We start from the raw sequence: 21713 nt of genomic DNA, 5'->3' as shown, positions 1-21713 counted from the left end.
CAATCATCATCCAAAAAACAGAATATGGAAATGCAACAACAGGACTTTAAGGTGAGCGACCTTTCGTTGGCTGAATATGGCCGCAAAGAGATTCTTCTCGCAGAAAAAGAGATGCCGGGGCTTATGGCCTTACGCGAAAAACACGGCAAGGAGAAACCTTTGAAAGGCGCAAAAATCATGGGTTCACTTCACATGACGGTGCAGACCGCGGTGCTCATCGAAACCCTGGCACATTTGGGTGCCACCGTAAGATGGGCCAGCTGTAACATATATTCCACGCAGGATCATGCTGCTGCAGCCATTGCGCAGGCAGGAATCCCCGTTTTTGCCTGGAAAGGCGAAACATTGGCCGAATACTGGTGGTGTACCGAAAGAGCTTTGGACTTTGGCAACGGTACCGGTCCAGACCTTATCGTAGACGATGGCGGCGATGCCACACTAATGATTCACAAAGGTGTTGAAATAGAAAAAAACCCTGACATCCTGAAAAAAGACTATAGTACTGAAGGAGAAGATTTCAGGGAGTTGATGGTGTTAATGGGACAACTCTATGCATCCAACAACAAGCGCTGGCAAAAAGTTGCTGCCGGTGTTAAGGGCGTTAGCGAGGAGACAACTACTGGCGTACACCGTCTCTATCAGATGATGGAAAAAGGAGAGCTTCTTTTTCCAGCCATCAACGTAAACGATTCCGTTACAAAATCTAAGTTCGACAACCTCTATGGATGCCGTGAAAGTTTGGCAGACGGGATTAAACGAGGCACAGATGTAATGGTGGCAGGCAAAACAGTTGTGGTATGCGGATATGGTGATGTGGGTAAAGGCTGCGCTCAGAGTATGCGTGGTTTTGGCGCACGTGTTTTGGTTACCGAAATAGATCCTATTTGTGCGCTTCAGGCAGCAATGGAAGGCTACGAGGTGACCACTGTGGAAGATACACTTGCCGAAGCTGACATTTTTGTGACGGCAACCGGCAACCGCGACGTCATCACAGTGGAACACATGGAGAAGATGAAAGACACTGCCATCGTGTGTAACATAGGCCATTTTGACAACGAAATACAGGTAGAAAAGCTGGTTAAATACCCGGGCATCAAAGAAATTAACATCAAACCCCAGGTTGACCAGTTTGTTTTCCCCGACGGACATTGCATCATTCTATTATCGAGAGGTAGGCTTGTAAACCTGGGTAATGCCACAGGCCACCCTAGTTTTGTAATGAGCAACTCATTCACAAACCAAACACTTGCGCAGCTCGAACTCTGGAAGAACAACTATGAACTGGGCGTTTATACTTTGCCAAAACAGCTCGACGAAGAGGTGGCGCGCCTTCACCTGGGTAAGCTGGGAGTTAAGCTGACACGTTTATCAAAGGCTCAGGCCGAATATTTAGGCATTTCGGCTGAAGGACCCTATAAACCGGAGCACTACAGATACTAAATCGTAAACAGTTGCCGACATTCAAAAATTGGCAAAACATAGAAAAGCGGAGTGCCTTACTTAGAGAGGCATTCCGCTTGTTAATTGTACACTACCAGCACGTTCATCCCTTCCATGCGGGTTTTATAAGGCTTTAAGGAGTACTTGGCCGGTCCGTTCACAATGTCGGCACCAAAAGGCGAACTGATAAGATATTCGGAGCCACAGCAATTACATTTCGCTGTTAAGTTTCCATCCTCCGGCGTCACAACACATCTCACATCCTTATCGTATGGGCAAAAACGTTCATAAGCACTATATTCAGCGGGGCCATGCCGGTAAACAATAATGCCGGAATAGCCTGCCCTGTTGCCATATCTGTCGCGATTAGCCATAAACAGTTCACCGGAATACTGCGGCAACATCAAATCAAATCGGGCCTGAAACGACACATTGGGAACAGGATGTTCACTTTTATTGCAACCAAAAAGCAATATTGCCGTAGAAAGAATAATGAACCAATGCTTAGCTTTGGATGTCATAATTTTGATAATTGGTATGGTACTTGCAGTGTCTTTGTCATTAAAGGTGGCAAAAACCTGCATTTTCAACAATTGGACTAGCAACAATCATACAATACTTGAACAAGCACCGAATAAAAACAATAACATCATCACAATAAGCCTGTTAAGTATAAATAAAAAACCCATTGAAGCAGCTCAATCTAAAATAGAGACTGCTTTATTTGGTTATTTGCTTTGTACAGGCTAAATTTAGCTAATATTTTTTTTACATGGACAACGGATTGGGAGACATATTATACATTCTCGTGATGGTCGCTGCACTTGCTTTTAGTATATACAAAAAAGCAAAGGGTGCCGGTCAGGATGGGAGTGTTATGCCCGAACATGAAGTTGAAGAGTACCCCGGAGAAGCATTTCCCTCTTTCGATGATTGGTTTGACAAGGGGAAGGCAGAACCAAAAGAAAAAAGCACTGATAGCGCCGTTATCCCCATGCAGCCTGACAGAATTAAACACAGACCGCTGCAATACAAAAGGCCAGACTACAAGACCATCAAAAAATCAGACGCTTTAAAAAGACCTGAACGGATTACGCGGATTACACCACGACAGATCCGAAAAAGTTTAGCCAAAGAGGAACCAACCGAGCATGTCTCTTACTGGGAAAATGAACCGCTTGATTTAAGAAACGCAATCATTTACGCGGAGATTATCAAAAGACCAAATTACTAACCGGTCAGAGAGCTAAACCACAACAAATCAGAAAATTTTATTAACAAACTTTTGCTGCAAAAACAGCAAAGAGTCCCGAGTACATTCGGGATTCTTTCATTATTTAACCTTATTAAATTAAAATCAGGAGGAGTAAAACATGTCTAAAGTGAGTTACATCACAGAAGAGGGCCTGAAAAAGCTACGTGAAGAATTGATACAACTGGAATCGGTTGAAAGGCCCCGTATATCCAGACAAATAGCAGAGGCGCGCGACAAGGGCGACCTCTCTGAAAACGCTGAATATGATGCGGCCAAAGAGGCTCAGGGGTTGTTGGAAATGAAAATTGCCAGACTAAAGGAGACCATTGCCGGCAGCAGATTAATCGACGAATCAAAACTGGATACATCAAAAGTTCAAATAATGAATAAGGTTAAAATAAAGAACCTTAAGAGTAATTCAGTAATGACCTATACGCTGGTTTCAGAAAGCGAAGCAGATCTGAAAGCAGGTAAAATCTCGATTTCTACACCCATTGCTCAGGGTTTATTGGGGAAAAAAGTAGGCGACAAGGTGGACATTCAGGTTCCATCCGGCATGATGCCGTTCGAAATTCTGGATATATCCCTGTAAGAAGCAGGTTAGCGGACATAATTATCCCATTTAAGACAGACAAACAAGCGTTTTTAAGACTAAAAACTTGAAATTCTTGATTGTCTGTCTTAATTTATGTACGTTTATCAAAACCCTTAAGACCAATACAATGTCAACTATTTTCTCAAAAATTGTGCGTGGTGAAATCCCCTGCTACAAATTAGCCGAGAGCGACAAGTACTTTGCATTTTTGGACATTAACCCTTTGGCAAAAGGTCATACACTGGTAATTCCAAAGCAGGAAACAGACTATGTGTTTGATTTGGATGATGACTTGCTGGCAGGATTAACCACCTTTGCGAAAAAGGTGGCTTTGGCCATCGAGAAAACCATAGAATGCAAGCGGATTGGCGTGGCTGTTTTGGGGCTTGAAGTACCCCATGCGCACATACATCTGGTGCCATTACAAACTGAATCAGACATCAGCTTCTCGCGGCCTAAACTAAAGCTAAGTCAAGAAGAGATGGAGTCTATTGCAGCAGGTATCAGAAACCACCTCAGCTAATTGTCACAACAGAAAACAGAAAATCCCGACCGGAAAAGTTTTACTTTACCCGGCCGGGATTTTTATTTATGAATTCCTTCCAGCTCTTAACGCCTTTCTCAGCAACAGGATTACGAGCCTGAAAAAAGTGACACACAGCAGCAGCAAGACCATCAGTGGCATCCAGATATTTTTGGTCATCGACCTGTTGCAGTTTAAGATACTGCTTAAGAAAAAGAGCCACTTGTTCTTTGGATGCATTTCCCCTTCCGGTAATTGCCTGCTTTATGCGTAAAGGGGCATATTCATATATTGGCAACGAACGCGACAATGCCGCGGCCATTGCAACGCCCTGCGCGCGTCCCAATTTTAACATTGACTGAACATTTTTCCCGAAAAATGGCGCTTCGATGGCCAGTTCATCCGGATGATAGGTGTCGATAAGTTGCACCACACGATCGAAAATGCGCTTCAGTTTCAGATAATGATCTTCATATTTATGCAACTCCAAAACGCCCATTGCCACCAATGAAGGACGGTTTCCATCTACACGCAACACGCCATAGCCCATTACCGTTGTTCCAGGGTCGATACCCAAAATAATTTTTTCTCCGGGAGCTTTTTGCATCAGAGCCTTTTCATTACTGAACTGAAGTGCGTTGCCTCCTCACCAAATGTAGCCCCAAAATCACGAAGCACTGCAGCTACACATGTGTCGAGTTTCTCTATTTCGAAAATGGTATGACACCGCCACTGAACAGAAAAAATCCGGCTCTCGTCGGGTCGGGCAGAAACAACCTCAAAAATTTCAGCAGATACGCCGGCAACAACCTTTTCTGTGGCAGGGAAGAGATGGCTTTTCAGCCACTCTTGCCATTTCCCGAATCGCGATTCAGGCACATAAAAGGAGGTGTTAAAGATATAACCAGCGCTTTCAGTCATATACTATTCAATTTATTGTGATAACTTAATTGATCACATCAAAACCACAGAATGGCACAAGCACCTCCGGAATCCTTATGCCGCCCTCGAACTGATTATTTTCGAGCAGCGCGGCCATGATACGAGGCAAAGCAAGTGCGCTGCCGTTGAGTGTGTGGGCCAATCTTGTCTTCTTATCCCCCTCCTCTTTAAACCTTAATTTAAGACGATTAGACTGGAAGGTTTCGAAGTTGCTTACAGAACTCACCTCGAGCCAACGCTCCTGAGCAGCAGAAAACACCTCAAAGTCAAATGTTAGAGCAGAGGCAAAACTCATGTCGCCACCGCATAAACGTAAGATGCGCCAGGGTAAACCCAGTTTACTCACGAGAGATTGCACATGGTTAACCATGCCATCGAGCACTTCGTAAGATGTGTCGGGATGAGCAACCTGTACTATTTCAACCTTATCGAACTGATGCAGACGGTTGAGTCCACGAACATCCTTTCCATAAGATCCTGCCTCACGGCGAAAACAGGCAGAGTAGGCACAATTACGAACGGGCAGTTCACTGCCGTTGAGAATTACGTCACGGTAAATATTTGTAACCGGAACCTCAGCCGTTGGAATAAGGTATAAGTTATCAAGGGTTACGTGATACATTTGCCCCTCTTTATCTGGCAGCTGACCAGTACCAAAACCAGAATCTTCATTCACCATAAGGGGTGGTAGAACCTCCTCATATCCGGCCTGAGTAGCTTCATCGAGGAAAAAGTTAATAAGGGCACGCTGCAATCTTGCACCTTTGCCTTTATAAACAGGAAATCCGGCGCCAGTAAGCTTTACGCCCAATTCAAAGTCGATGATGTCATACTTGCGAGCCAATTCCCAATGGGGAAGCGCGTTTGTCAGTGTTGGCACCTGACCGCCATCTCTCACAATCTGATTGTCGTTAGCCGATTTACCTGCGGGCACAGAGCTGTGAGGTAAATTGGGTAATTGAACCAACAGAGCCTGCAACTCTTTCTCTGTATTATCCTGAATTGTGGTAAGTTCTTTAATCTGCTCCTTTAATCCGGCAGTTTTGTCTTTTGCGGCATTTGCTTCGGCTGCCTTGCCATCTTTAAACAATTGGCCAATTTCTTTCGAAAGGCTGTTCATTTCGGCTTGTAGAGCGTCGGCTTCGGCTTGGGTAGCTTTGCGTTTATTATCCAAAGCCACAATTTGGTCAACAAGCGCTTCCGCATCAAAGTTCTTAATTTTTAGACGCTCAACAACCTCTTGTTTATTATCCTGAATCTGTTTTAATGTCAGCATGAAACAGCAGTTTTACAAATATTACAGACTATAATTGAATCTGATTCTTAAAATAAAGAATTTTGCGTCAGGGAGGCATACCTACATTGATATCGCCATCCGGGCAACCGAAAACAAAAGCATTTATTGATATAATTGCTTACGGACAGAGAAAAGATAATGCCATAAAAAATCTCCTGATTCTGTTACGAAAGTAACAAAAACAGGAGACTTTTAATACTTTTTTCTGCTGTTACTTATTCAGCAGCAACAGGCTCAACGGATACGAAAGAGCGATTGTCTTTCTTCTTACGAAAAACAACGTTGCCATCCACCAGTGCAAACAGTGTATGGTCTTTGCCAATACCCACATTGTCACCGGGGTGATGCTGAGTACCACGTTGACGTACGATAATGTTCCCTGCTTTAGCGAATTGACCGCCAAAGATTTTTACACCCAGTCGCTTGCTTTCTGATTCGCGACCGTTCTTGGAACTACCTACTCCTTTCTTATGTGCCATATCACACTAAATTTTTTGATTAACCAATCTGAATGTCTTCAATCTGAATCTGACTCAAGTACTGACGGTGACCATTTTTCTTCACATAGCCCTTACGTCTTTTTTTCTTGAATACAATAACCTTATCGCCTTTCAGATGAGAAAGTACTTTTGCGGTTACTTTTGCGCCGGACAAGGTAGGAGCACCAATTTTAATACCGCTCTCATCTTCAACCAGCAACACCTCGTCAAACTCTACCGAAGCGCCTTCTTCAGCGCTCAGACGGTGTACAAAAACCTTACGGTCTTTTTCAACTTTAAATTGTTGACCTGCAATGGTTACAATTGCGTACATCTTAATTTCTGTTTACTGTTACTTTCCGGAGGTGGGCAAATCATCTCTTCGCTTACCGCTTTATACCCCGCGAAATTCATTCGGACTGCAAAAATAGAGAAAAAAAACATCCTAACAAACAAATTGCCAGATGTTTTTTCAACATACACATAAAAACATGCAGTTTGTTAAGATGGCGATTTAATTCTTTCGTTGAGGGTTTCTGCTAACCCAATCAACAGCCGAGCTTACAGTGGTAAATACTTTCGCGTCAATACCTCCGCCGCAATCTTCGAGCATTGAGAGCACAGCTACTTCTTTAAAACCAGTAGCCACCAGTGCCAGTCTCTTTTTTTGAAGCAACGTTATATTTGCTTTCCATACAGATTCTATTTCGTCGTGGTTGTAAAAACCATCATTAAATGTAGAGTCGCGGTAATCCAGAACAAAACCGGTTAACTCGTTGTGAGCCATTGCAGATTCTGACACGGAGCACCAGAAGCACGCCACATCGGAGAATGTTAAACTACCAAAGAATTGCAACAGTAAGATGTGAGCCGATTCGTCCAGATAGCTGAAATGCTTTAAAGTCATAACTTGAACTTTTAGTTAAACCTTGATACACTTCTGCTATAAACTCAAATATCAATCCGTGGAAGTTATAGGAACATTATCATTACGGAATAAAACCCAACAAAAAACCACAACACCCTAACCAGTAGGTTGATATATGATGCCAGGATAAAGTTAGACCATTCCTACTCACTTCCCATTCTTAAAAAAAGATGAGGAAAACATCCACAAATCAGACCCCATAAAACCACAATTATTTATATTCATTATAAATAAAACCATCCTGAAAGTCGGTAATAATTCAACAAATCCGACAGAAAAATAAACCCATCAGTTTGGGCTGTTGGATCGATACAGGTCTGGCGACACGGTAATTTTGGCGATGTGCTCACCATTTTTATCATTGTATTGATAGATGATTGTAACGTTCTGCTCCCGAAAGGTTTTAAGTTCCGGATTGGTTTTAACGTTGTTCAGAATAACAGGCTGCATGTGAGAAACGAACACGTCCACATCGATGCTGTCACGTTCAAAATTCACCAGAGTATAACCATATTGAAAAACTTTCCCAGGCAAAACAGTTGCATTGTCCAGACGGGTTTCGTCATCGACCATAAATGGGCATATACGGTTGAGCTCCTCGGCAACTTCAACCAAAGCCTTATCTATTCTATCAGTTTGATGTTTACAAAGTGATAGGCTGAGCAGGAAAGATATGGCGATGCCAACCAAAATACCAAAAACAAATTGCCATTTAGTTCGGTTTCCTTTGTTTAATGTTTCACTCATAAATAATGGATTAAAGTTTAATAATTACGAAAACAACAAGTAATTTCTCTCTAGAATTAGATTTTCTAACAATTTGCCTCTGCTTGTTTCAGCAAGTGGTGAAAAACCATGATGGATTTTGCTTCACTCAATTTTTTGAAGTGTGTAATAGATGACGCCATTCACTTCCTTCTCTGCCACGAGCAGTTGATTTGCGATAATCTTCTCAATTTGCAATTGCATGCTTTTGAAGTATGGTTTGTTGAAATCACTCTTTTCAATATTTGTCCAAACGCCATTGCGCTCAAAAAACAACGAGTCTGTATTCAGAGTTAGGCTGTTAGAACTATAACTCATGGTACCAACTTGCCGACGTCCATTATCTAACTCATTGCTGGCAATTGTCATACAGAAAGAGTTGTCATTGCGGAATTCATAAGTGGTGGACAAGGCGAGAATTTTTGCATTGGTTATTAATTGGGGCGGAACATTTGGGATATCCACCTTCATATCAGTCACTTTCCATGATGCATATAATTTATCCACCTCATTACCGGTGTTACAGGCAAACAACAAAATGCTCATTCCTATAAACATCGTAAAAACTCCTTTTTTCATAATTAATTATTTAAGATACCAGATTTGCTAAACGACAATTCAAAGTTTGTATTTGCGTGCAATCAGCCGCCATTTTACACCCAAGATAGTGATATTTAATTAGATTTCACGGTGGTCGTAGAGAACCAAAACAGCTGCATTAGTTCTAAATGACACTATTTTAAATGATTACTACCATTAATGAGTGAGCTGTTTTACAGACATATAGCTCCGATTAAAGACAGAAAATCAGCCGAAGCCATTCAATTTTAACTTCCTAAAAGCGCACAGAACGATTGACAAAAAATAGCCTTACGAGGAACACTTCGTAAGGCTACATAGAGATAAGTTTCCAAAAAAATCAAGAGCACATCTAAGCTAACTAAAAATAAAGCTCTTCAAATTTTAAGTCAACTTGAGGTTATACTGATTAAGAAGCTTTCTTAACATCAAAAATACGACGCACAATAAGCTGGTCTTTAACCATTACCAATACATTGTATTGATTAACACCCACGATTAAACCACCGCTGGACACTTGCTGGTTTGATGAAACACGCTCATTGAACACAACAGCTTCTCCCACAGAAAATCCCACTTTGACATCGCCATCAGAAGATGGACGCGCTCTGAAAACACGTGAGGACGCCAGATTCTTAATGGCTAAACGTCCGTCGGCATTGTGCAATAACACAGTAATTTTTTGCTGATTGATATTCAAAATCCGGCCATTAACAATTGATTTGTTACTTCCCATCACAACAACCGACTCATTTAAACGGAAGAACTCAGGCAAGTCACTCTGAACCGCTCCTATGGCTTGGAAATATTCCTCCTTAAAACCTACGTCCACATTGCCATCAAATTCTACCACATCAGCCATCATTATCACTTCCATCTTTCTGTATGGCCCGTAAGTTGTGGTCTTTATATCTAGTGTTGGGCTTACAAATGTTTGATTGGGTGCCAGCTTATAGGCCTTATACATATTTCTTTTAGCCTCATTAATAAGTGCAGCTTTTCCAAATCCGCCAAATCCGAAAAGATACGAAGTTCGACTATATCCGACTGCCATATCCACATACGTGGCTTTGGTATCAGTTGAGACAGCACCAGGGGTGGTAATCATGCCATTGTATGTGGCACATCCGCTTAGGGCAGCAATGCCTAAAAGCAATAAGATTCTTCTGAACATAACGATTAAGGTTTTTAAATTAAACGGTAAAAAATTCGCATAACGAAAGTAATAAAACCTCGATTTACAGCTGTTAAATTAACGTAAACATTTATGAGGCCACTACCAAAAAAAACAATCTACCGAAGTCAAAAATCAAACCAACAAAATATCATTTCGCTATTTAAAATCATTCTAAAAAAGGCTTGGAAAATTGGAAAAAAGCTTACTTTTGCAACATGGTTGCATCTATTAGTCGCACAACGGAGATTCTGAAGCGTAACAATGTTACTGTCACAGACATAAGGCGTCAGGTGATAGCACTGTTGTTGGAGCCTGGCAGGGCATTAACGCAAAAGGAGATAGAGATTGCTCTGGAAGAGATGTCGGGTTCGGTGGATAGAGTCACTTTATATCGCACAATAAAAGTACTGTTAAAACATGAGGTCATCCACAAAATAACAATTGACGAGCAAACCATTAAATACAAACTTGCAGAAGTTCACAAAAAAAGCGACCATCCACATTTTCATTGCGCATCGTGCGATAAGTTGGTGTGCATGCCTCAGATTCAGATTGAACAGAATATACTGCCCGATGGTTATCTGATGCAATCGAGTAATTTGGTTATAGAAGGTGTATGTGCCATCTGCAATACAAAAAGCAAACACAAAAAATAGTAACAGGAACAATTCCTCGAAACAGGTAAAGAAATAAACACCAAAACAGATGAATGCATTTAAACTAATTAAAATAAGCCTCATAATTGCTGCAGGAATCACAATTTCGGCATGCTCAGGCAAAACCAGAGAAACAAATGTACTGTCGGTAAGTATTACGCCGCAGAAATTCTTTGTGGACGCACTAACAGATGGGGCAATTGATGTGAACGTGATGATTCCTCCGGGAGCCAGTCATGCAACCTATTCACCAACGCCACAACAGTTTCGTAAGCTTTCAGATTCACGGATTTATATTGGCATTGGGCACCTTGGTTACGAACAAGCCTGGATGCCGCGCTTGAAAGAGCTGAATCCGGACATGAAACTGCTTGATTTGTCGGAGAAAACGGTTCTTATATCAGGCAGTTGCAATCATGACCACCACGATCATGATCATCACCATAACGGAGTAGATCCCCATATTTGGATGTCGCCACGCGTAATGCTTGAGTTATTGCCACACATAAAAAATGCTCTGACAGAAAATTTTCCTGAGCTACGTGAAATTATTGAATCCAATTATCCGGCACTTTACACAAAAATAGAAACGCTTGATACCAGGATGTATGAAGCTTCAAGAGATTTGGCACACAAGCAATTCTTAATATTCCATCCGGCACTTACTTATTTGGCTCGTGACTACGGGCTTGAACAAATAGCCATTGAACAGGATGGCAAGGAGCCCTCACCTGCTTTTCTGGCATCGGTAATTCGTAAGGCACGAGAAGAAAAAATTCCGGTAATATTTATTCAGGAAGAGTATGATATTCGTAACGCAGAGATGGTAAGCCGTGAAGCAGGAATTGCTCTGGTACAGATAAACCCGTTGGCCTACGATTGGATACAAAACATGGAAACCCTCATAGAAACCATTAAAGTGCATTTGAATGAGTAACGTCATCGCAAGGTTAAACCAAGTAACAGCAGGATATAATGGCGATGCGGTACTTCGCAACGTATCTATCGACATTCATTCTGAAGATTTCATTGGAATAATTGGACCTAACGGTGGGGGAAAGACTACCATGGTGAAAACGTTGCTTGGGATTTTGGAACCATTCAGAGGCAGTATTGATTTTCCGCAGGGTAAGATCAAGATTGGCTATCTTCCGCAAGCCTCGCAAATAGACCGGTCGTTTCCAATCACAGTAAAAGAGGTTGTGCAGTCGGGACTGAAACCAAAAACCAGATGGCTCCCAACATTCACCCACGAGCAGAAACAATCAGTGGAGAGATTGCTTGAAGAGACTGGTCTTGCGGCATATATCCATCGGCCAATTGGAGAGCTATCCGGAGGGCAGCTTCAGCGTGTTCTGCTTTGCAGGGCACTCATAAATCAACCGCAACTATTGGTTTTGGATGAACCAAACACTTATGTGGACAAAAACTTTGAGGGTGAACTCTACCAATGGTTGCAAGAGCTAAATCAGAAAATGGCCATCCTGCTCATTTCTCATGATGTTGGTACCATTTCGTCGATTGTAAAAACCATTGCTTGTGTAAACGGGACATTGCACTACCACCATTCAAATAAAATTACACCCGAACTACTTAAGGTGTATAATTGTCCCATCGATTTAATTGCACACGGCAATGTGCCCCACCGAGTATTAAAAAAACACGACTAATGAGTGAGTTTATAGCACTTTTCGAGTATCGATTTTTTCAGAATGCCCTGATTGCTTCAGTGTTAATAAGCATTTTAGCAGCAATGATTGGCACTTACATAGTATCACGAAAGATTGTGTTTATCAGCGGCGGTATCACTCATGCATCATTTGGTGGTATTGGCATAGCCTATTTCATGGGCATCAACCCATTTTTAGGGGCAGCCATTTTTGCCATTCTTACAGGTACAAGCATCGAATGGATTTCGAATAAGGGAAAAGTACGTGAGGACAGTGCCATTGCCATATTGTGGTCGTTGGGGATGGCACTAGGGATAATCTTTGTGTTTATGACGCCGGGTTATACGCCAAATCTCATGAGTTTTCTGTTTGGCAGCATACTCTCGGTTGGTCAGTCCGATATCATGATTATGATAATACTCACCACCATCACAGCGTTGTTCTTTATCATTTACTATCGGCCAATTGTCTATTCAGCTTTCGACCCGGAATTCTCAAAAATTAATGGATTGCCTGTTGCCTTTTTCAGATATGCCATGTCGGTACTTATAGCATTGGCAATTGTGATAAGCATACGGGCAATGGGCATTATTCTGGTGTTAAGCATCTTCACGATACCACAATCCACAGCGATGCTCTTCACACATAACTTCAGAAAAATTATCCCTTTATCGGTATTATGGGGGCTAACAGGCTCACTTTCAGGATTATTTGCAGCGTATGCGGTAAACATTCCCTCCGGTGCAGCGATAATTTTTATGCTCACCATCCAATATGCCATTATTAAAGGATTGATGCTGCTCAAGATGGCCATAAAAACAGGCAAAGACCGCTCATAAGGCGAATCGTGATAAGCATCTGCCAGATTTCTCTGATGGTCTGTTAATAAGGTAGATTATACTTTTGCAGCACTTCGGGCAATGATGGCCTCTGCAACCATCAAATCAAAAGGAGTGGTGATTTTAATGTTCTCCACATTGCCATCTACCAACTGAATGGTAAAGCCCGAAGCCTCAACCACAGATGCATCATCGGTGAAGTTTGGTGAAAACATCTGAAGGTACGACTCCTTAAGCACTTCAGCTTTAAAAGTCTGTGGCGTTTGAACCATGCGGAACTCATCCCTATTACGGGCAAAGCTGTCGTTGCCTACCACTTCACGTACCGATTCCACCGGGATGGTGACAGGAATAGCAGCTCCAAACCTTGCTGCAGACAGAAAACTTCGCACAATGGTATCACGCGAAACAAATGGGCGTACGCCATCATGCACAGCAATTAATCCACTGTCAGGTGTTGCTTTTAATCCATTCAGAACGCTGTGGAAACGGGTTTCACCGCCATCGGCCAGCGTATGGGAAATATCAAAACGGTAATCCAGACAGAGCGTTTTCCAATAATCCTGCTGCTCAACCGGCAGCACCAACACGATCAACATCGACGGATCATACTGCGCAAAGGCTTCGATGGTGTGCATCAAAACAGGTTTTCCTCCCAAAGGCAGAAACTGCTTGGGGAGGGCATGCCCCATCCTCAGCCCCTTGCCGCCAGCCACAATAATAACGCTCTTCTGCATTCTCTGATTTTAATATTCGGTTCAAATTTTCAGTTACATAACTCAGAATCCATTTGAAAGTTCAGCCGGAATCTTCAAATATATCGCAATCTAATTAATAATGATTAAAAAACAATAAAACATCAATCTTTAAAATGAAACCATCGTATGCTTGATAATCAATGCCTTTCCTAACCATAGATAAGTGTGTTAATGCGTTATTTCTATGGAAAACAAATCAATTAAAATCTTATGCGTTTCAACTTTTTCAGGTTCAGCAAACTAAAAAACAGGTTGCTGGTTTACTTCGGACTGCTCACCTTTTCGATAATCACAGTACAGGCCATTATCAGCTACTCCACAGTGCGTTCAACGTTGCAGCGAGACATAAGGCAACAGCAATTGCTGGCATTTTTGGAGGCGTCGCAATCGGACTTGCGTGCTACCCTCGAAAAAGGTATTGAAATATCCATAGCTCTGGCCGATGACCCATTGCTAAACGACTGGTTTGCAAGTGCAGAGCAGCAGCAGGGAATGCAATCCACGGCGTTGGCCAAAATTGATCAGATGGTGTCCAGCTCCGGTTATCCAAACGCATTTGCAGCCTCGTCGGCCACATTAAAGTTCTACACGCACGGACATCGAATGGTCAATATTTTATCCCAGTCGAATGAATCAGACAGATGGTTTTTCAACATGCTTCAATCCGGACAGAAGCATGAACTAAACTATGATTATAATCCGGCTCTTGACCAAACATTCTTCTTTATAAATGTGGTGATGGGTGATTTGCGTTCACCCAATGGCATTGCAGGTGTTGGAATAGATCCGGGTGATTTGGTAAGTCAGTTTGCAAACAAAAAACTGACAACCAACTCATCGATGTGGATGGTTGATCAGGAAGGAAAAATAGTGATTTCTGAAGAGTTGGAACAAATCAATGCTATTCTGTCCGAAGTTATGGATGAAGCGCTGGCGGGTGAACTTCTTGAGAGTTTTGACTCTAGAGTTTTAACCAATCGCAGCTATAATGGCGTGCAAAATGACATAGCCATAATGCCTGTTGGCGATACAGGCATGAGGGCCATAATTATTTCACCAATTTCAGAACTACTCACAGTTATTCGTCCAATAGCTATAAGCAGTATTATGCTGAGTATCGTATTTTTGGCCATCACGCTGGTGGTTGTATTGCTGCTTTCGGCATCCATCACCAACCCGATTTTGGCGATAACCAATCACTCAAATGCATTTGCTGAGGGAGATCTCACTAAAACGTTGGATGAAAAAATCTTACAAAGGAACGACGAACTTGGTAATCTGGCACAATCATTTGCCAGCCTAAAATCCAACATCGGAAATATGCTGAGTCAGGCAGCGCAAGCGGCCAACACCATTACATCGGGTTCAGAAGCAATGACGCAATCGGCAGCGCGGCTATCAGAAAGCGCTACTGAACAAGCCTCATCCACAGAAGAGTTGTCGGCCTCGATGGAGGAGATGAGTTCCAACATCAATCAGAATGCTTCAAATGCAAACGAAACAGTGGAGATAGTGCAGGATGCCGCCACGGATGCCAAAAATGGCGAACGCATACTAGAAGACGCCGTTACAGCAATTGAGTCGATATACGAAAGTGTGATGTTGATTGAAGACGTGGCGCGCCAAACCAACATATTGGCACTTAATGCTGCCATTGAAGCAGCACGTGCTGGTGAACAAGGCCGTGGTTTTGCTGTAGTTGCCGGTGAAGTGCGCAGATTGGCCGAGAGAAGTCGCATCAATGCAGAAAAAATCAATCAACTATCAGGTAATAGCGTTGAGATTGCCCGAAAAGCAATGCAGATATTCTCAGAGATGGTTCCAAAAATCATGAAATCGGCAGAACTGGTTATGGAAATCAGTGCCGCTTCTAAAGAGCAGAACATTGGAGCCGACCAAATTAACAACGCCCTGTTGGAACTCGACAGAGTTTCTCAGTTGAATGCGCAATCAGCCGAAGATATAAATGGAATGGTACAAGACTTTACGCATGAAGTAGACGAAATGAACAAAGTTATTTCGTACTTTAAAATGAAGTAATGAAAGCCAAAAACCACTAATAAAAAAGGGGCTGCCAGATTTGACAGCCCCTTTTCTTTTTCTATTTCAAATACTTATATCGTTTGATGCTCTTCTTGGGCGTTTTTTCAAACTCTTCGGGAAAGAGAATCACTTTGGAAATGGCCATAAAGGCAGGCAGTTCTTTGTTCACATCCGTACGAAGCCGCTGCATCTCCTTTTCTATCTCCTCATGGGTGAAATTTGACATATCCTTAACCTCATAATCGGGATATACCAACGCCTCAATTTTACCATCACGTTCACGCACAAGACACTCCTGAACCAGTTCCTGATTGTTTAAAACCGCCTCAATCTCTTCGGGATAAATGTTTTGCCCCGAAGCCCCAAGTATCATATTTTTGCTACGGCCCTTGATAAAAATAAAGTTGTCGGCATCAATCACGCCCAAATCACCGGTATGCACCCAACCATCATCGGTGAAAATCTCACGCGTGGCCTTTTCGTTCTTATAATAGCCAAGTAACGTATTATCGCCCTTTACCTGAATCTCACCCACCACGTTATAAGGATCGCTGCTGTCGATACGCACCTGCATACGATCCACTATCCGTCCTGCAGAAAAAGTATGGGTTACTTGCCAGGGTGCATAGCTAATCAGGGGGCCACTCTCCGTCATGCCATAGCCCACCGTCAGTGGAAAATTGATCTTCTTGAGAAAAAGCTCCACATCTTTATTGAGTGCTGCCCCTCCTACTACCATCTCTTTAAACTCGCCTCCAAACACCTCAAACAGTGTTTTACGCACTTTGGCATAAATCAACTTGTTGGCAATTGGCAGTTTGAGAAGCGTTTTAACCGGCGTTTTCTCCAGTTGAGGCATAATACGCCTCTTAAAGATTTTCTCGAGTATTAGCGGCACAGATAGAATCAAATGGGGCTTAACATTGCGAAATGCTTCGGTTATTATCTGTGGTGAAGGCGTACGAGTTAAAAAGGTGATGTGACAACCAGTGATAAAAGGCCACAAAAACTCGAAAAGGCAGCCGTATGCGTGTGCTAACGGCAAAAAAGAGACGATGCGCTCTCCTGCCCCTAAATCAAATGTATCAGCCGCATACTGTACGTTTGACCATATACTTCGGTGGGGCAACAACACCCCTTTCGAAAATCCGGAGGTGCCGGAAGTATACGAAAGCACCATAACCTCTTCACTTCCAAGCGCTTTAAATCTCAGATTATCGACATCAAAAGAGTCCTCAGCCTTCTCCTTGGCTCTAACCAAGGCCTTACCTAACTTACCATTGTGATCGGCAAGAGGTTGAAAATCGTTAATAGATAAAATACCCTTTACATCAGGAATTTTTGTCTCATCAATTCTATCAAACAGTGAATTGGATGCGAACAAAAATACCGATTCGCTATGGTTTATAATGTGGTGTATATCATTGGGTTGAAAATCGGGCAGAATAGGAACCACCACCGCTCCGTAAGTCACAGTTGAGAGATAGGTAATAGCCCAATTAGACATATTACGACCAATCAGCGCCACCTTATCCCCCTTTTGGATGCCAAGCTCCCGGAAAATAAAGTGCATCTCAAAGATGGCCTTCCCTACCTCACGAAAAGTATAAGTCTCGCCCTCATAATCGGTAAAAGCAGGCGAATCAGGATGGGTACGAATGACCCTTTCCACCATCGACAAATATCCATTTGATTCCATTGTAACTGGATTTAGTTTATAGGTTCCGGCTAATCCGGAGATGATTTCAAACAATTAACTATTTGAATAAAACGCGCAAATTTTCATTAATTATTTGGAAATACCAAAAAAACAGAACCAAGTTAACCTTTCACTTATATGTTTGCAACTAAAAAAACAACAAACCAATGTGTTACAAGAATCAACCTCAATACGCAAAAAATGTGTATCTTACCATCACATCAGGCACTACTGCAACCCAATAACAACCCTTTCTCCTTTTAGCATTAACAATTGAGAAATATATAAAACCCACGTCTCGTGAAAAAGGATTTACTAATTGATTATCTAAGAGATAAGAGGAAATTTTATCTTCTGTTTTCAGGCGGATTTGACAGCAGCGCCATTTTAGGGTGTGCCGTTGAAGCAGGTGCTGATGTCACGCCGGTTTGGATAAATAATGGGTTCAACCGTGCTGTGGAGGCACAGATTCGCGATCAGGCCGAAAACCTTGGCTGTAAACATCTTGAAGTAATTCACATGGACCCAGGCACTGAAGTGTTGAAAAATCCGGTAAATCGTTGCTATCATTGCAAGGGCGAACTAATAGCACCTCTATTAAACAGAAAAGACGCCCCGGTTTTTGATGGCACAAACGCTGCCGACACCGCCAATTACCGGCCAGGTTTTCAGGCATTGCAGGAAGCGGGCGTAAGATCTCCATTACTGGAACTGGGCATCACAGCCGAAGAGAGTCGGGAGATAGCCATCAGCTGCGGCGCTGATCCCCTCCTGGCCAATATGGAGTGTTGCCTTGCCACAAGATTTAATTATGATGTGCCTATTACCAGAGAAAAAATAGATACAATACGAAAACTGGAACAGATCATTATTACCCAAACAGGTGATTATCAAACCCGTTGCAGACTCGATGATGGTGATCACCTCCGAATCGAGGCCGGCACAGATAATCTACTCTATCATCTTGGTGATGCGGCATTCCGTTTCAAAATAGTAGAAACAGGGAAAAAAGCAGCTACTTTTGTGACCATCGATCTGGAAGGTGCCAGAAAAAATATGTTTGACCAAATGCGAAATTTATGACATTCGACGAACTTTTTGACAAAATCAGGGATGGCGAAATGAATCGCCACGAAGCAAAAAAGCACTTTTCACTGGACTGGATTCAAACTGCGCAAAACTACATTGCTGATGTGAATCGCGGTTCGCGCATCAACATACCGGAAATTATTTATGGCGAATACAAAACGGCCGATCAGTGCATTGAGATTGCCAACGCTCTGCTTGAGCGGCATCCCAGGGTACTCATATCCCGCAGTCCGCACAATGGAGCCATTGTTTCCCACTATCAGGATAGATACCCCATATTGGAATCGCCCAACCTGTTGGTAATAGGTAATCTGCCGAAAACAAAAGGCTGCGTTTTGGTGATAAGTGCAGGAGCTGCTGACCATCCAATTGTAGCCGAATGTGATCTCACTTTAAAGAGTATTGGCGTAGAAACCGTGCTGTTTGAAGATAGAGGAATTGCGCACCCAACCAGAGTGCTCGAAGCAGTGAAAAAAGGGATGGAAAAAGATGCTGCAGCCGTAATTGTGGTAGCAGGTATGGAAGGAGCACTTGCACCCTTTGTTTCATCGCTGGTGCCACTGCCGGTAATCGGCGTTCCTACTTCTGTAGGATATGGCTTTAGAGCAAAAGAAGCAGCACTTACATCAATGCTGGCATCATGTGCACCCAACCTAACTGTGGTAAATATCGATGGAGGCGTAAGAGCAGCAGTTGTGGCAGGTCTGATTGCAAAAAACAGACAGGACTAACCACCTGCACAAAATCAGATTCATAAGACATCCAAACAAAAATCAGAAATATGCAACTATACATAGATGCCAGCGGCGGATTTGCCGGCGATATGTTTGCTGCTGCACTCATTGGCGCAGGGGCAGATGAAAAAAAAGTAGTAGAAGCCATGCTGGCAGCAGCCCAAACAATTGGCCGGGCCTCGGTAAGCCACATCGTTACGGCAGATGGCAGCTCAAGGATGCGTATCAGTGTGGAGCATCATCACGGACATCTGTCATCCCACAAAGCCATTCACCTGCTCGAGCATCTGTTCGATGACTTTAAAATTGAACCTCTCTACCGCGAATTTGGCTTCAGAATGCTGAATGAACTCGTGAATGCAGAGAAAATTGCACACGCTACCCATGATTTTGACATGGAAGACCCCAACATGCACCACCATCACCACCACGGACATTCACACGCTCACAGTCACGATCATGACCATACACATCACCACCACGATGAAGAACACACCCATCATCATGGCCACAATGAAGCACTCTACAACCAGCCCGAAGCGTGGCTTCACGAAGCTCAGGATATATTGATTGACATTATGGGAGCTGTGATGGGTCTTCAGGAATTACAATCATCTACCAACGCCATTCTTCTGGCACCGGTAGCATACGGAGGCGGATCAGTCAGTTTTTCCCATGGCACCATGAAAGTTCCTGCGCCAGCCACAAAAGTAATGATTGAAAACAACCACATACCGGTAACAGCAGGACCAATCGAAATTGAATTGTTTACACCAACTGGTGCTGCGGCCTTGTCAGCTCTTAATGCCAAAACTGTTGGCACACCACCAAATGAGGGGCCAAAAAGAAAAGGTAAATCGAGGGGAACGAAAGATTTGCCAATTCCCCCTCTGCAGATATCTTTATTCTGAATAACTACACATAAACATTCCCAATCTTAATGAGCTTGGGGATGTTTAACAATTTAATCTTCCGACCATTGAGCTCAATAAGATTGTCTGATTTAAATTCAGAAAGTAATCTTATTACCGATTCGGTGGCGGTACCTACCATGTTGGCTAGTTCTTCCCTCGTAAGCGATATCTGCAGGAAGTTATCGTCGTCAAGCTCAAAAGTATCCATTAACAGCAACAACACCTCGGCCAGCCGTTCACGTACGGTTTTTTGGGCAATATCGGTAAGAAACTTGTTGGCTTCACCCAATTCACGGCAAGTAAGTTTCATTAAATCCATGGCAAATTCCGGACTTGACTTAATCAAGCCAGTAAGGCAATCGCCAGGAATATAACAAAGCGTAGCTTCCTGAATAACCTCAGCCGTAGTACAAGCCAACTCATCACTTATCACAGAACGAAAAGCTATAAGGTCACCTTTACGGGCAAAACGAATAATCTGCTCTTTACCGTCAAAGCCCGTTTTATAGATCTTAAGGATGCCGACATTAACAATATAACTCCCATTGATTCTGCTGCCCTCGTTGTAGATGATCGCACCCTTTCGATAACGGCTGCAAACCATTTCCTGAGTTAAACGTTCTACTTGTTCATTATTTAGACCTTTGAAAATATCGTAACTGCGAATATCTGAATGGTCGAAACCCGCTATTTGATCGTCTGTTCTCATACATTAAATAGTGAGAGTGTGGGTGATTTTTATCATTTTAGTATTAGCAAAGATAGAAAGAAAGATTAAATTTGTGCTATTCACCAAAAAATTTAAATATATAAATATATGAGAAGCGAGGTAAGCTTAAAATGGCAAGGAAACATGGCTTTTGAGAGCGATATCAACGGCCATAAAATAGTGCTGGATGCCGCGCCAGATAACGGCGGAGAGAACAAAGGACCACGTCCGAAACCATTCGTTCTGCTGGCGCTTGCAGGATGTACAGGCATGGATGTGGTATCCATCCTAAAAAAGATGCGTGTGGAGTTTGAAGGACTGGAAATCAAGGTAGAAGGAGACATTGCCGACGAACATCCAAAAACTTTCGAAAATATGAAAGTTATATACGAATTTAGGGGGAAAGACCTCCCATTAGACAAACTCGAGAAGGCCGTAAGTCTGTCTGAGGAGAAATATTGCGGTGTGTCGGCAACTTACAAAAAAGGCATTCCCATAACTACTGAAATACGGGTTGTGGAGTAATATCCAGTTTCAAAACCAATCAAAACCTGTTGTCGCAGAGACGTGTTTCACGAATTTGCTGCAACAGGTTTTTTGTTTGGCAAATCTTTTGTCCATT

The 21713-nt window shown here is 42.7% G+C and carries 26 protein-coding genes; 13 read left to right on the top strand and 13 right to left on the bottom strand.

Annotated elements, in window-relative coordinates:
* Positions 1–24: 24 nt before the first annotated feature.
* Positions 25–1440 carry an adenosylhomocysteinase gene (ahcY, locus tag ALKIM_RS0110130; RefSeq protein WP_044117871.1) on the top strand — a complete coding sequence of 472 codons (1416 nt, stop codon included), beginning with the start codon at positions 25–27 and terminating at the stop codon, positions 1438–1440.
* 80 nt (positions 1441–1520) lie between these two features.
* Here the strand turns inward: ahcY and ALKIM_RS0110125 are convergent, their stop codons facing one another.
* On the bottom strand, positions 1521–1961 hold the full coding sequence (locus tag ALKIM_RS0110125; RefSeq protein ID WP_157363878.1) for a Rieske (2Fe-2S) protein: 441 nt from the start codon (positions 1959–1961) through the stop codon (positions 1521–1523).
* Between the two features lie 251 nt (positions 1962–2212).
* Between ALKIM_RS0110125 and ALKIM_RS19310 the strand changes: the two genes are divergently transcribed.
* The 3 genes from ALKIM_RS19310 (at position 2213) to ALKIM_RS0110110 (ending at position 3813) form a co-directional block, all read left to right on the top strand.
* Positions 2213–2674 (top strand): hypothetical protein, encoded by a 462-nt coding sequence (locus ALKIM_RS19310; RefSeq protein WP_026474544.1) that lies wholly within the window; start codon positions 2213–2215, stop codon positions 2672–2674.
* A 139-nt stretch (positions 2675–2813) separates the two neighbouring features.
* Entirely contained in the window at positions 2814–3287 is a 474-nt protein-coding gene (gene greA, locus ALKIM_RS0110115) for a transcription elongation factor GreA (RefSeq protein WP_026474543.1), read from the top strand.
* 130 nt (positions 3288–3417) lie between these two features.
* A complete protein-coding gene (locus tag ALKIM_RS0110110) occupies positions 3418–3813 on the top strand; it encodes an HIT family protein (RefSeq protein ID WP_026474542.1) in 396 nt (131 codons plus the stop codon).
* A 40-nt stretch (positions 3814–3853) separates the two neighbouring features.
* On the opposite strand, the gene ruvC is transcribed toward ALKIM_RS0110110, so the two are convergent.
* The 9 genes from ruvC to ALKIM_RS0110065 all read right to left on the bottom strand — a co-directional run bounded on the left by ruvC (position 3854) and on the right by ALKIM_RS0110065 (position 9977).
* Positions 3854–4420 carry a crossover junction endodeoxyribonuclease RuvC gene (ruvC, locus tag ALKIM_RS0110105; RefSeq protein ID WP_026474541.1) on the bottom strand — a complete coding sequence of 189 codons (567 nt, stop codon included), beginning with the start codon at positions 4418–4420 and terminating at the stop codon, positions 3854–3856.
* A complete protein-coding gene (locus ALKIM_RS0110100) occupies positions 4420–4734 on the bottom strand; it encodes a DUF4286 family protein (protein ID WP_026474540.1) in 315 nt (104 codons plus the stop codon). Before ALKIM_RS0110100 ends, ruvC begins: the two co-directional genes overlap by 1 nt.
* 25 nt (positions 4735–4759) lie before the next feature.
* Entirely contained in the window at positions 4760–6031 is a 1272-nt protein-coding gene (gene serS / locus ALKIM_RS0110095) for a serine--tRNA ligase (protein ID WP_026474539.1), read from the bottom strand.
* Positions 6032–6267: 236 nt separating this feature from the next.
* Complete coding sequence (gene rpmA, locus ALKIM_RS0110090; RefSeq protein ID WP_026474538.1) at positions 6268–6531, bottom strand: 50S ribosomal protein L27; 264 nt, start codon at positions 6529–6531, stop codon at positions 6268–6270.
* A 19-nt stretch (positions 6532–6550) separates the two neighbouring features.
* On the bottom strand, positions 6551–6865 hold the full coding sequence (gene rplU, locus ALKIM_RS0110085) for a 50S ribosomal protein L21 (RefSeq protein ID WP_026474537.1): 315 nt from the start codon (positions 6863–6865) through the stop codon (positions 6551–6553).
* A 180-nt stretch (positions 6866–7045) separates the two neighbouring features.
* Entirely contained in the window at positions 7046–7438 is a 393-nt protein-coding gene (locus ALKIM_RS0110080; protein WP_026474536.1) for a hypothetical protein, read from the bottom strand.
* Between the two features lie 309 nt (positions 7439–7747).
* Complete coding sequence (locus ALKIM_RS0110075) at positions 7748–8206, bottom strand: hypothetical protein (RefSeq protein WP_026474535.1); 459 nt, start codon at positions 8204–8206, stop codon at positions 7748–7750.
* 123 nt (positions 8207–8329) lie between these two features.
* A complete protein-coding gene (locus ALKIM_RS0110070; protein WP_026474534.1) occupies positions 8330–8803 on the bottom strand; it encodes a hypothetical protein in 474 nt (157 codons plus the stop codon).
* A 409-nt stretch (positions 8804–9212) separates the two neighbouring features.
* Positions 9213–9977, bottom strand: a complete 765-nt coding sequence (locus ALKIM_RS0110065) for a DUF6567 family protein (protein WP_026474533.1) — start codon at positions 9975–9977, stop codon at positions 9213–9215.
* Positions 9978–10195: 218 nt separating this feature from the next.
* On the opposite strand from ALKIM_RS0110065, the gene ALKIM_RS0110060 reads away from it, so the two are divergent.
* Genes ALKIM_RS0110060 through ALKIM_RS0110045 form a run of 4 tightly spaced genes read left to right on the top strand, consistent with a single transcriptional unit; the run spans position 10196 to position 13145 of the window.
* Positions 10196–10636, top strand: a complete 441-nt coding sequence (locus ALKIM_RS0110060; RefSeq protein ID WP_026474532.1) for a Fur family transcriptional regulator — start codon at positions 10196–10198, stop codon at positions 10634–10636.
* A 49-nt stretch (positions 10637–10685) separates the two neighbouring features.
* A complete protein-coding gene (locus tag ALKIM_RS0110055) occupies positions 10686–11573 on the top strand; it encodes a metal ABC transporter solute-binding protein, Zn/Mn family (RefSeq protein ID WP_026474531.1) in 888 nt (295 codons plus the stop codon).
* Positions 11566–12306 (top strand): metal ABC transporter ATP-binding protein, encoded by a 741-nt coding sequence (locus ALKIM_RS0110050; RefSeq protein ID WP_026474530.1) that lies wholly within the window; start codon positions 11566–11568, stop codon positions 12304–12306. The genes ALKIM_RS0110055 and ALKIM_RS0110050 overlap by 8 nt, the downstream gene beginning before the upstream one ends.
* Positions 12306–13145, top strand: coding sequence for a metal ABC transporter permease (locus ALKIM_RS0110045; protein ID WP_026474529.1), 840 nt, complete (start codon positions 12306–12308; stop codon positions 13143–13145). Before ALKIM_RS0110050 ends, ALKIM_RS0110045 begins: the two co-directional genes overlap by 1 nt.
* A gap of 56 nt (positions 13146–13201) precedes the next feature.
* On the opposite strand, the gene ALKIM_RS0110040 is transcribed toward ALKIM_RS0110045, so the two are convergent.
* Positions 13202–13882 carry a 2-C-methyl-D-erythritol 4-phosphate cytidylyltransferase gene (locus tag ALKIM_RS0110040; protein WP_026474528.1) on the bottom strand — a complete coding sequence of 227 codons (681 nt, stop codon included), beginning with the start codon at positions 13880–13882 and terminating at the stop codon, positions 13202–13204.
* A gap of 231 nt (positions 13883–14113) precedes the next feature.
* Here ALKIM_RS0110040 and ALKIM_RS19305 point away from each other — a divergent pair, with 231 nt between their 5' ends.
* Positions 14114–15943, top strand: a complete 1830-nt coding sequence (locus tag ALKIM_RS19305; RefSeq protein ID WP_052345515.1) for a methyl-accepting chemotaxis protein — start codon at positions 14114–14116, stop codon at positions 15941–15943.
* Between the two features lie 61 nt (positions 15944–16004).
* Here the strand turns inward: ALKIM_RS19305 and ALKIM_RS0110025 are convergent, their stop codons facing one another.
* Positions 16005–17645, bottom strand: a complete 1641-nt coding sequence (locus tag ALKIM_RS0110025) for an AMP-binding protein (RefSeq protein WP_026474527.1) — start codon at positions 17643–17645, stop codon at positions 16005–16007.
* A 300-nt stretch (positions 17646–17945) separates the two neighbouring features.
* Here ALKIM_RS0110025 and ALKIM_RS20080 point away from each other — a divergent pair, with 300 nt between their 5' ends.
* From ALKIM_RS20080 to larC, 3 genes are read left to right on the top strand one after another with little or no spacing between them, the layout of a single operon-like run.
* The gene (locus ALKIM_RS20080; RefSeq protein WP_026474526.1) at positions 17946–18728 is read left to right on the top strand and encodes an adenine nucleotide alpha-hydrolase family protein; all 783 of its coding nucleotides are present in this window, start codon (positions 17946–17948) and stop codon (positions 18726–18728) included.
* Positions 18725–19465 (top strand): nickel pincer cofactor biosynthesis protein LarB, encoded by a 741-nt coding sequence (gene larB, locus ALKIM_RS0110015; RefSeq protein WP_026474525.1) that lies wholly within the window; start codon positions 18725–18727, stop codon positions 19463–19465. The genes ALKIM_RS20080 and larB overlap by 4 nt, the downstream gene beginning before the upstream one ends.
* 50 nt (positions 19466–19515) lie before the next feature.
* On the top strand, positions 19516–20379 hold the full coding sequence (larC, locus tag ALKIM_RS0110010) for a nickel insertion protein (protein WP_026474524.1): 864 nt from the start codon (positions 19516–19518) through the stop codon (positions 20377–20379).
* Positions 20380–20383: 4 nt separating this feature from the next.
* Here larC and ALKIM_RS0110005 read toward each other — a convergent pair whose 3' ends face one another.
* Complete coding sequence (locus ALKIM_RS0110005) at positions 20384–21091, bottom strand: Crp/Fnr family transcriptional regulator (protein WP_026474523.1); 708 nt, start codon at positions 21089–21091, stop codon at positions 20384–20386.
* 108 nt (positions 21092–21199) lie between these two features.
* On the opposite strand from ALKIM_RS0110005, the gene ALKIM_RS0110000 reads away from it, so the two are divergent.
* Positions 21200–21616: an OsmC family protein gene (locus ALKIM_RS0110000; protein ID WP_026474522.1), complete on the top strand. Its 417-nt coding sequence runs from the start codon at positions 21200–21202 to the stop codon at positions 21614–21616.
* Positions 21617–21713: the final 97 nt, after the last annotated feature.

It is taken from the genome of Alkaliflexus imshenetskii DSM 15055 (genome assembly GCF_000517065.1).
GTDB lineage: Bacteria > Bacteroidota > Bacteroidia > Bacteroidales > Marinilabiliaceae > Alkaliflexus > Alkaliflexus imshenetskii.
Note: the sequence above shows the minus strand (reverse complement) of the source record. Positions and strands in the feature narration are given on the sequence as shown.

Coding starts and splice junctions, on each gene's coding strand:
- ALKIM_RS19310 (WP_026474544.1), top strand. CDS start 2,213: ATGGACAACGGATTGGGAGACATATTATACATTCTCGTGATGGTCGCT.
- ruvC (WP_026474541.1), bottom strand. CDS start 4,420: ATGCAAAAAGCTCCCGGAGAAAAAATTATTTTGGGTATCGACCCTGGA.
- ALKIM_RS0110110 (WP_026474542.1), top strand. CDS start 3,418: ATGTCAACTATTTTCTCAAAAATTGTGCGTGGTGAAATCCCCTGCTAC.
- greA (WP_026474543.1), top strand. CDS start 2,814: ATGTCTAAAGTGAGTTACATCACAGAAGAGGGCCTGAAAAAGCTACGT.
- larB (WP_026474525.1), top strand. CDS start 18,725: ATGACATTCGACGAACTTTTTGACAAAATCAGGGATGGCGAAATGAAT.
- ALKIM_RS0110125 (WP_157363878.1), bottom strand. CDS start 1,961: ATGACATCCAAAGCTAAGCATTGGTTCATTATTCTTTCTACGGCAATA.
- ALKIM_RS0110040 (WP_026474528.1), bottom strand. CDS start 13,882: ATGCAGAAGAGCGTTATTATTGTGGCTGGCGGCAAGGGGCTGAGGATG.
- ALKIM_RS0110025 (WP_026474527.1), bottom strand. CDS start 17,645: ATGGAATCAAATGGATATTTGTCGATGGTGGAAAGGGTCATTCGTACC.
- ahcY (WP_044117871.1), top strand. CDS start 25: ATGGAAATGCAACAACAGGACTTTAAGGTGAGCGACCTTTCGTTGGCT.
- larC (WP_026474524.1), top strand. CDS start 19,516: ATGCAACTATACATAGATGCCAGCGGCGGATTTGCCGGCGATATGTTT.
- ALKIM_RS19305 (WP_052345515.1), top strand. CDS start 14,114: ATGCGTTTCAACTTTTTCAGGTTCAGCAAACTAAAAAACAGGTTGCTG.
- ALKIM_RS0110005 (WP_026474523.1), bottom strand. CDS start 21,091: ATGAGAACAGACGATCAAATAGCGGGTTTCGACCATTCAGATATTCGC.
- ALKIM_RS0110045 (WP_026474529.1), top strand. CDS start 12,306: ATGAGTGAGTTTATAGCACTTTTCGAGTATCGATTTTTTCAGAATGCC.
- ALKIM_RS0110055 (WP_026474531.1), top strand. CDS start 10,686: ATGAATGCATTTAAACTAATTAAAATAAGCCTCATAATTGCTGCAGGA.
- ALKIM_RS0110060 (WP_026474532.1), top strand. CDS start 10,196: ATGGTTGCATCTATTAGTCGCACAACGGAGATTCTGAAGCGTAACAAT.
- ALKIM_RS0110070 (WP_026474534.1), bottom strand. CDS start 8,803: ATGAAAAAAGGAGTTTTTACGATGTTTATAGGAATGAGCATTTTGTTG.
- ALKIM_RS0110050 (WP_026474530.1), top strand. CDS start 11,566: ATGAGTAACGTCATCGCAAGGTTAAACCAAGTAACAGCAGGATATAAT.
- ALKIM_RS0110000 (WP_026474522.1), top strand. CDS start 21,200: ATGAGAAGCGAGGTAAGCTTAAAATGGCAAGGAAACATGGCTTTTGAG.
- rpmA (WP_026474538.1), bottom strand. CDS start 6,531: ATGGCACATAAGAAAGGAGTAGGTAGTTCCAAGAACGGTCGCGAATCA.
- ALKIM_RS0110080 (WP_026474536.1), bottom strand. CDS start 7,438: ATGACTTTAAAGCATTTCAGCTATCTGGACGAATCGGCTCACATCTTA.
- rplU (WP_026474537.1), bottom strand. CDS start 6,865: ATGTACGCAATTGTAACCATTGCAGGTCAACAATTTAAAGTTGAAAAA.
- serS (WP_026474539.1), bottom strand. CDS start 6,031: ATGCTGACATTAAAACAGATTCAGGATAATAAACAAGAGGTTGTTGAG.
- ALKIM_RS0110075 (WP_026474535.1), bottom strand. CDS start 8,206: ATGAGTGAAACATTAAACAAAGGAAACCGAACTAAATGGCAATTTGTT.
- ALKIM_RS0110100 (WP_026474540.1), bottom strand. CDS start 4,734: ATGACTGAAAGCGCTGGTTATATCTTTAACACCTCCTTTTATGTGCCT.
- ALKIM_RS0110065 (WP_026474533.1), bottom strand. CDS start 9,977: ATGTTCAGAAGAATCTTATTGCTTTTAGGCATTGCTGCCCTAAGCGGA.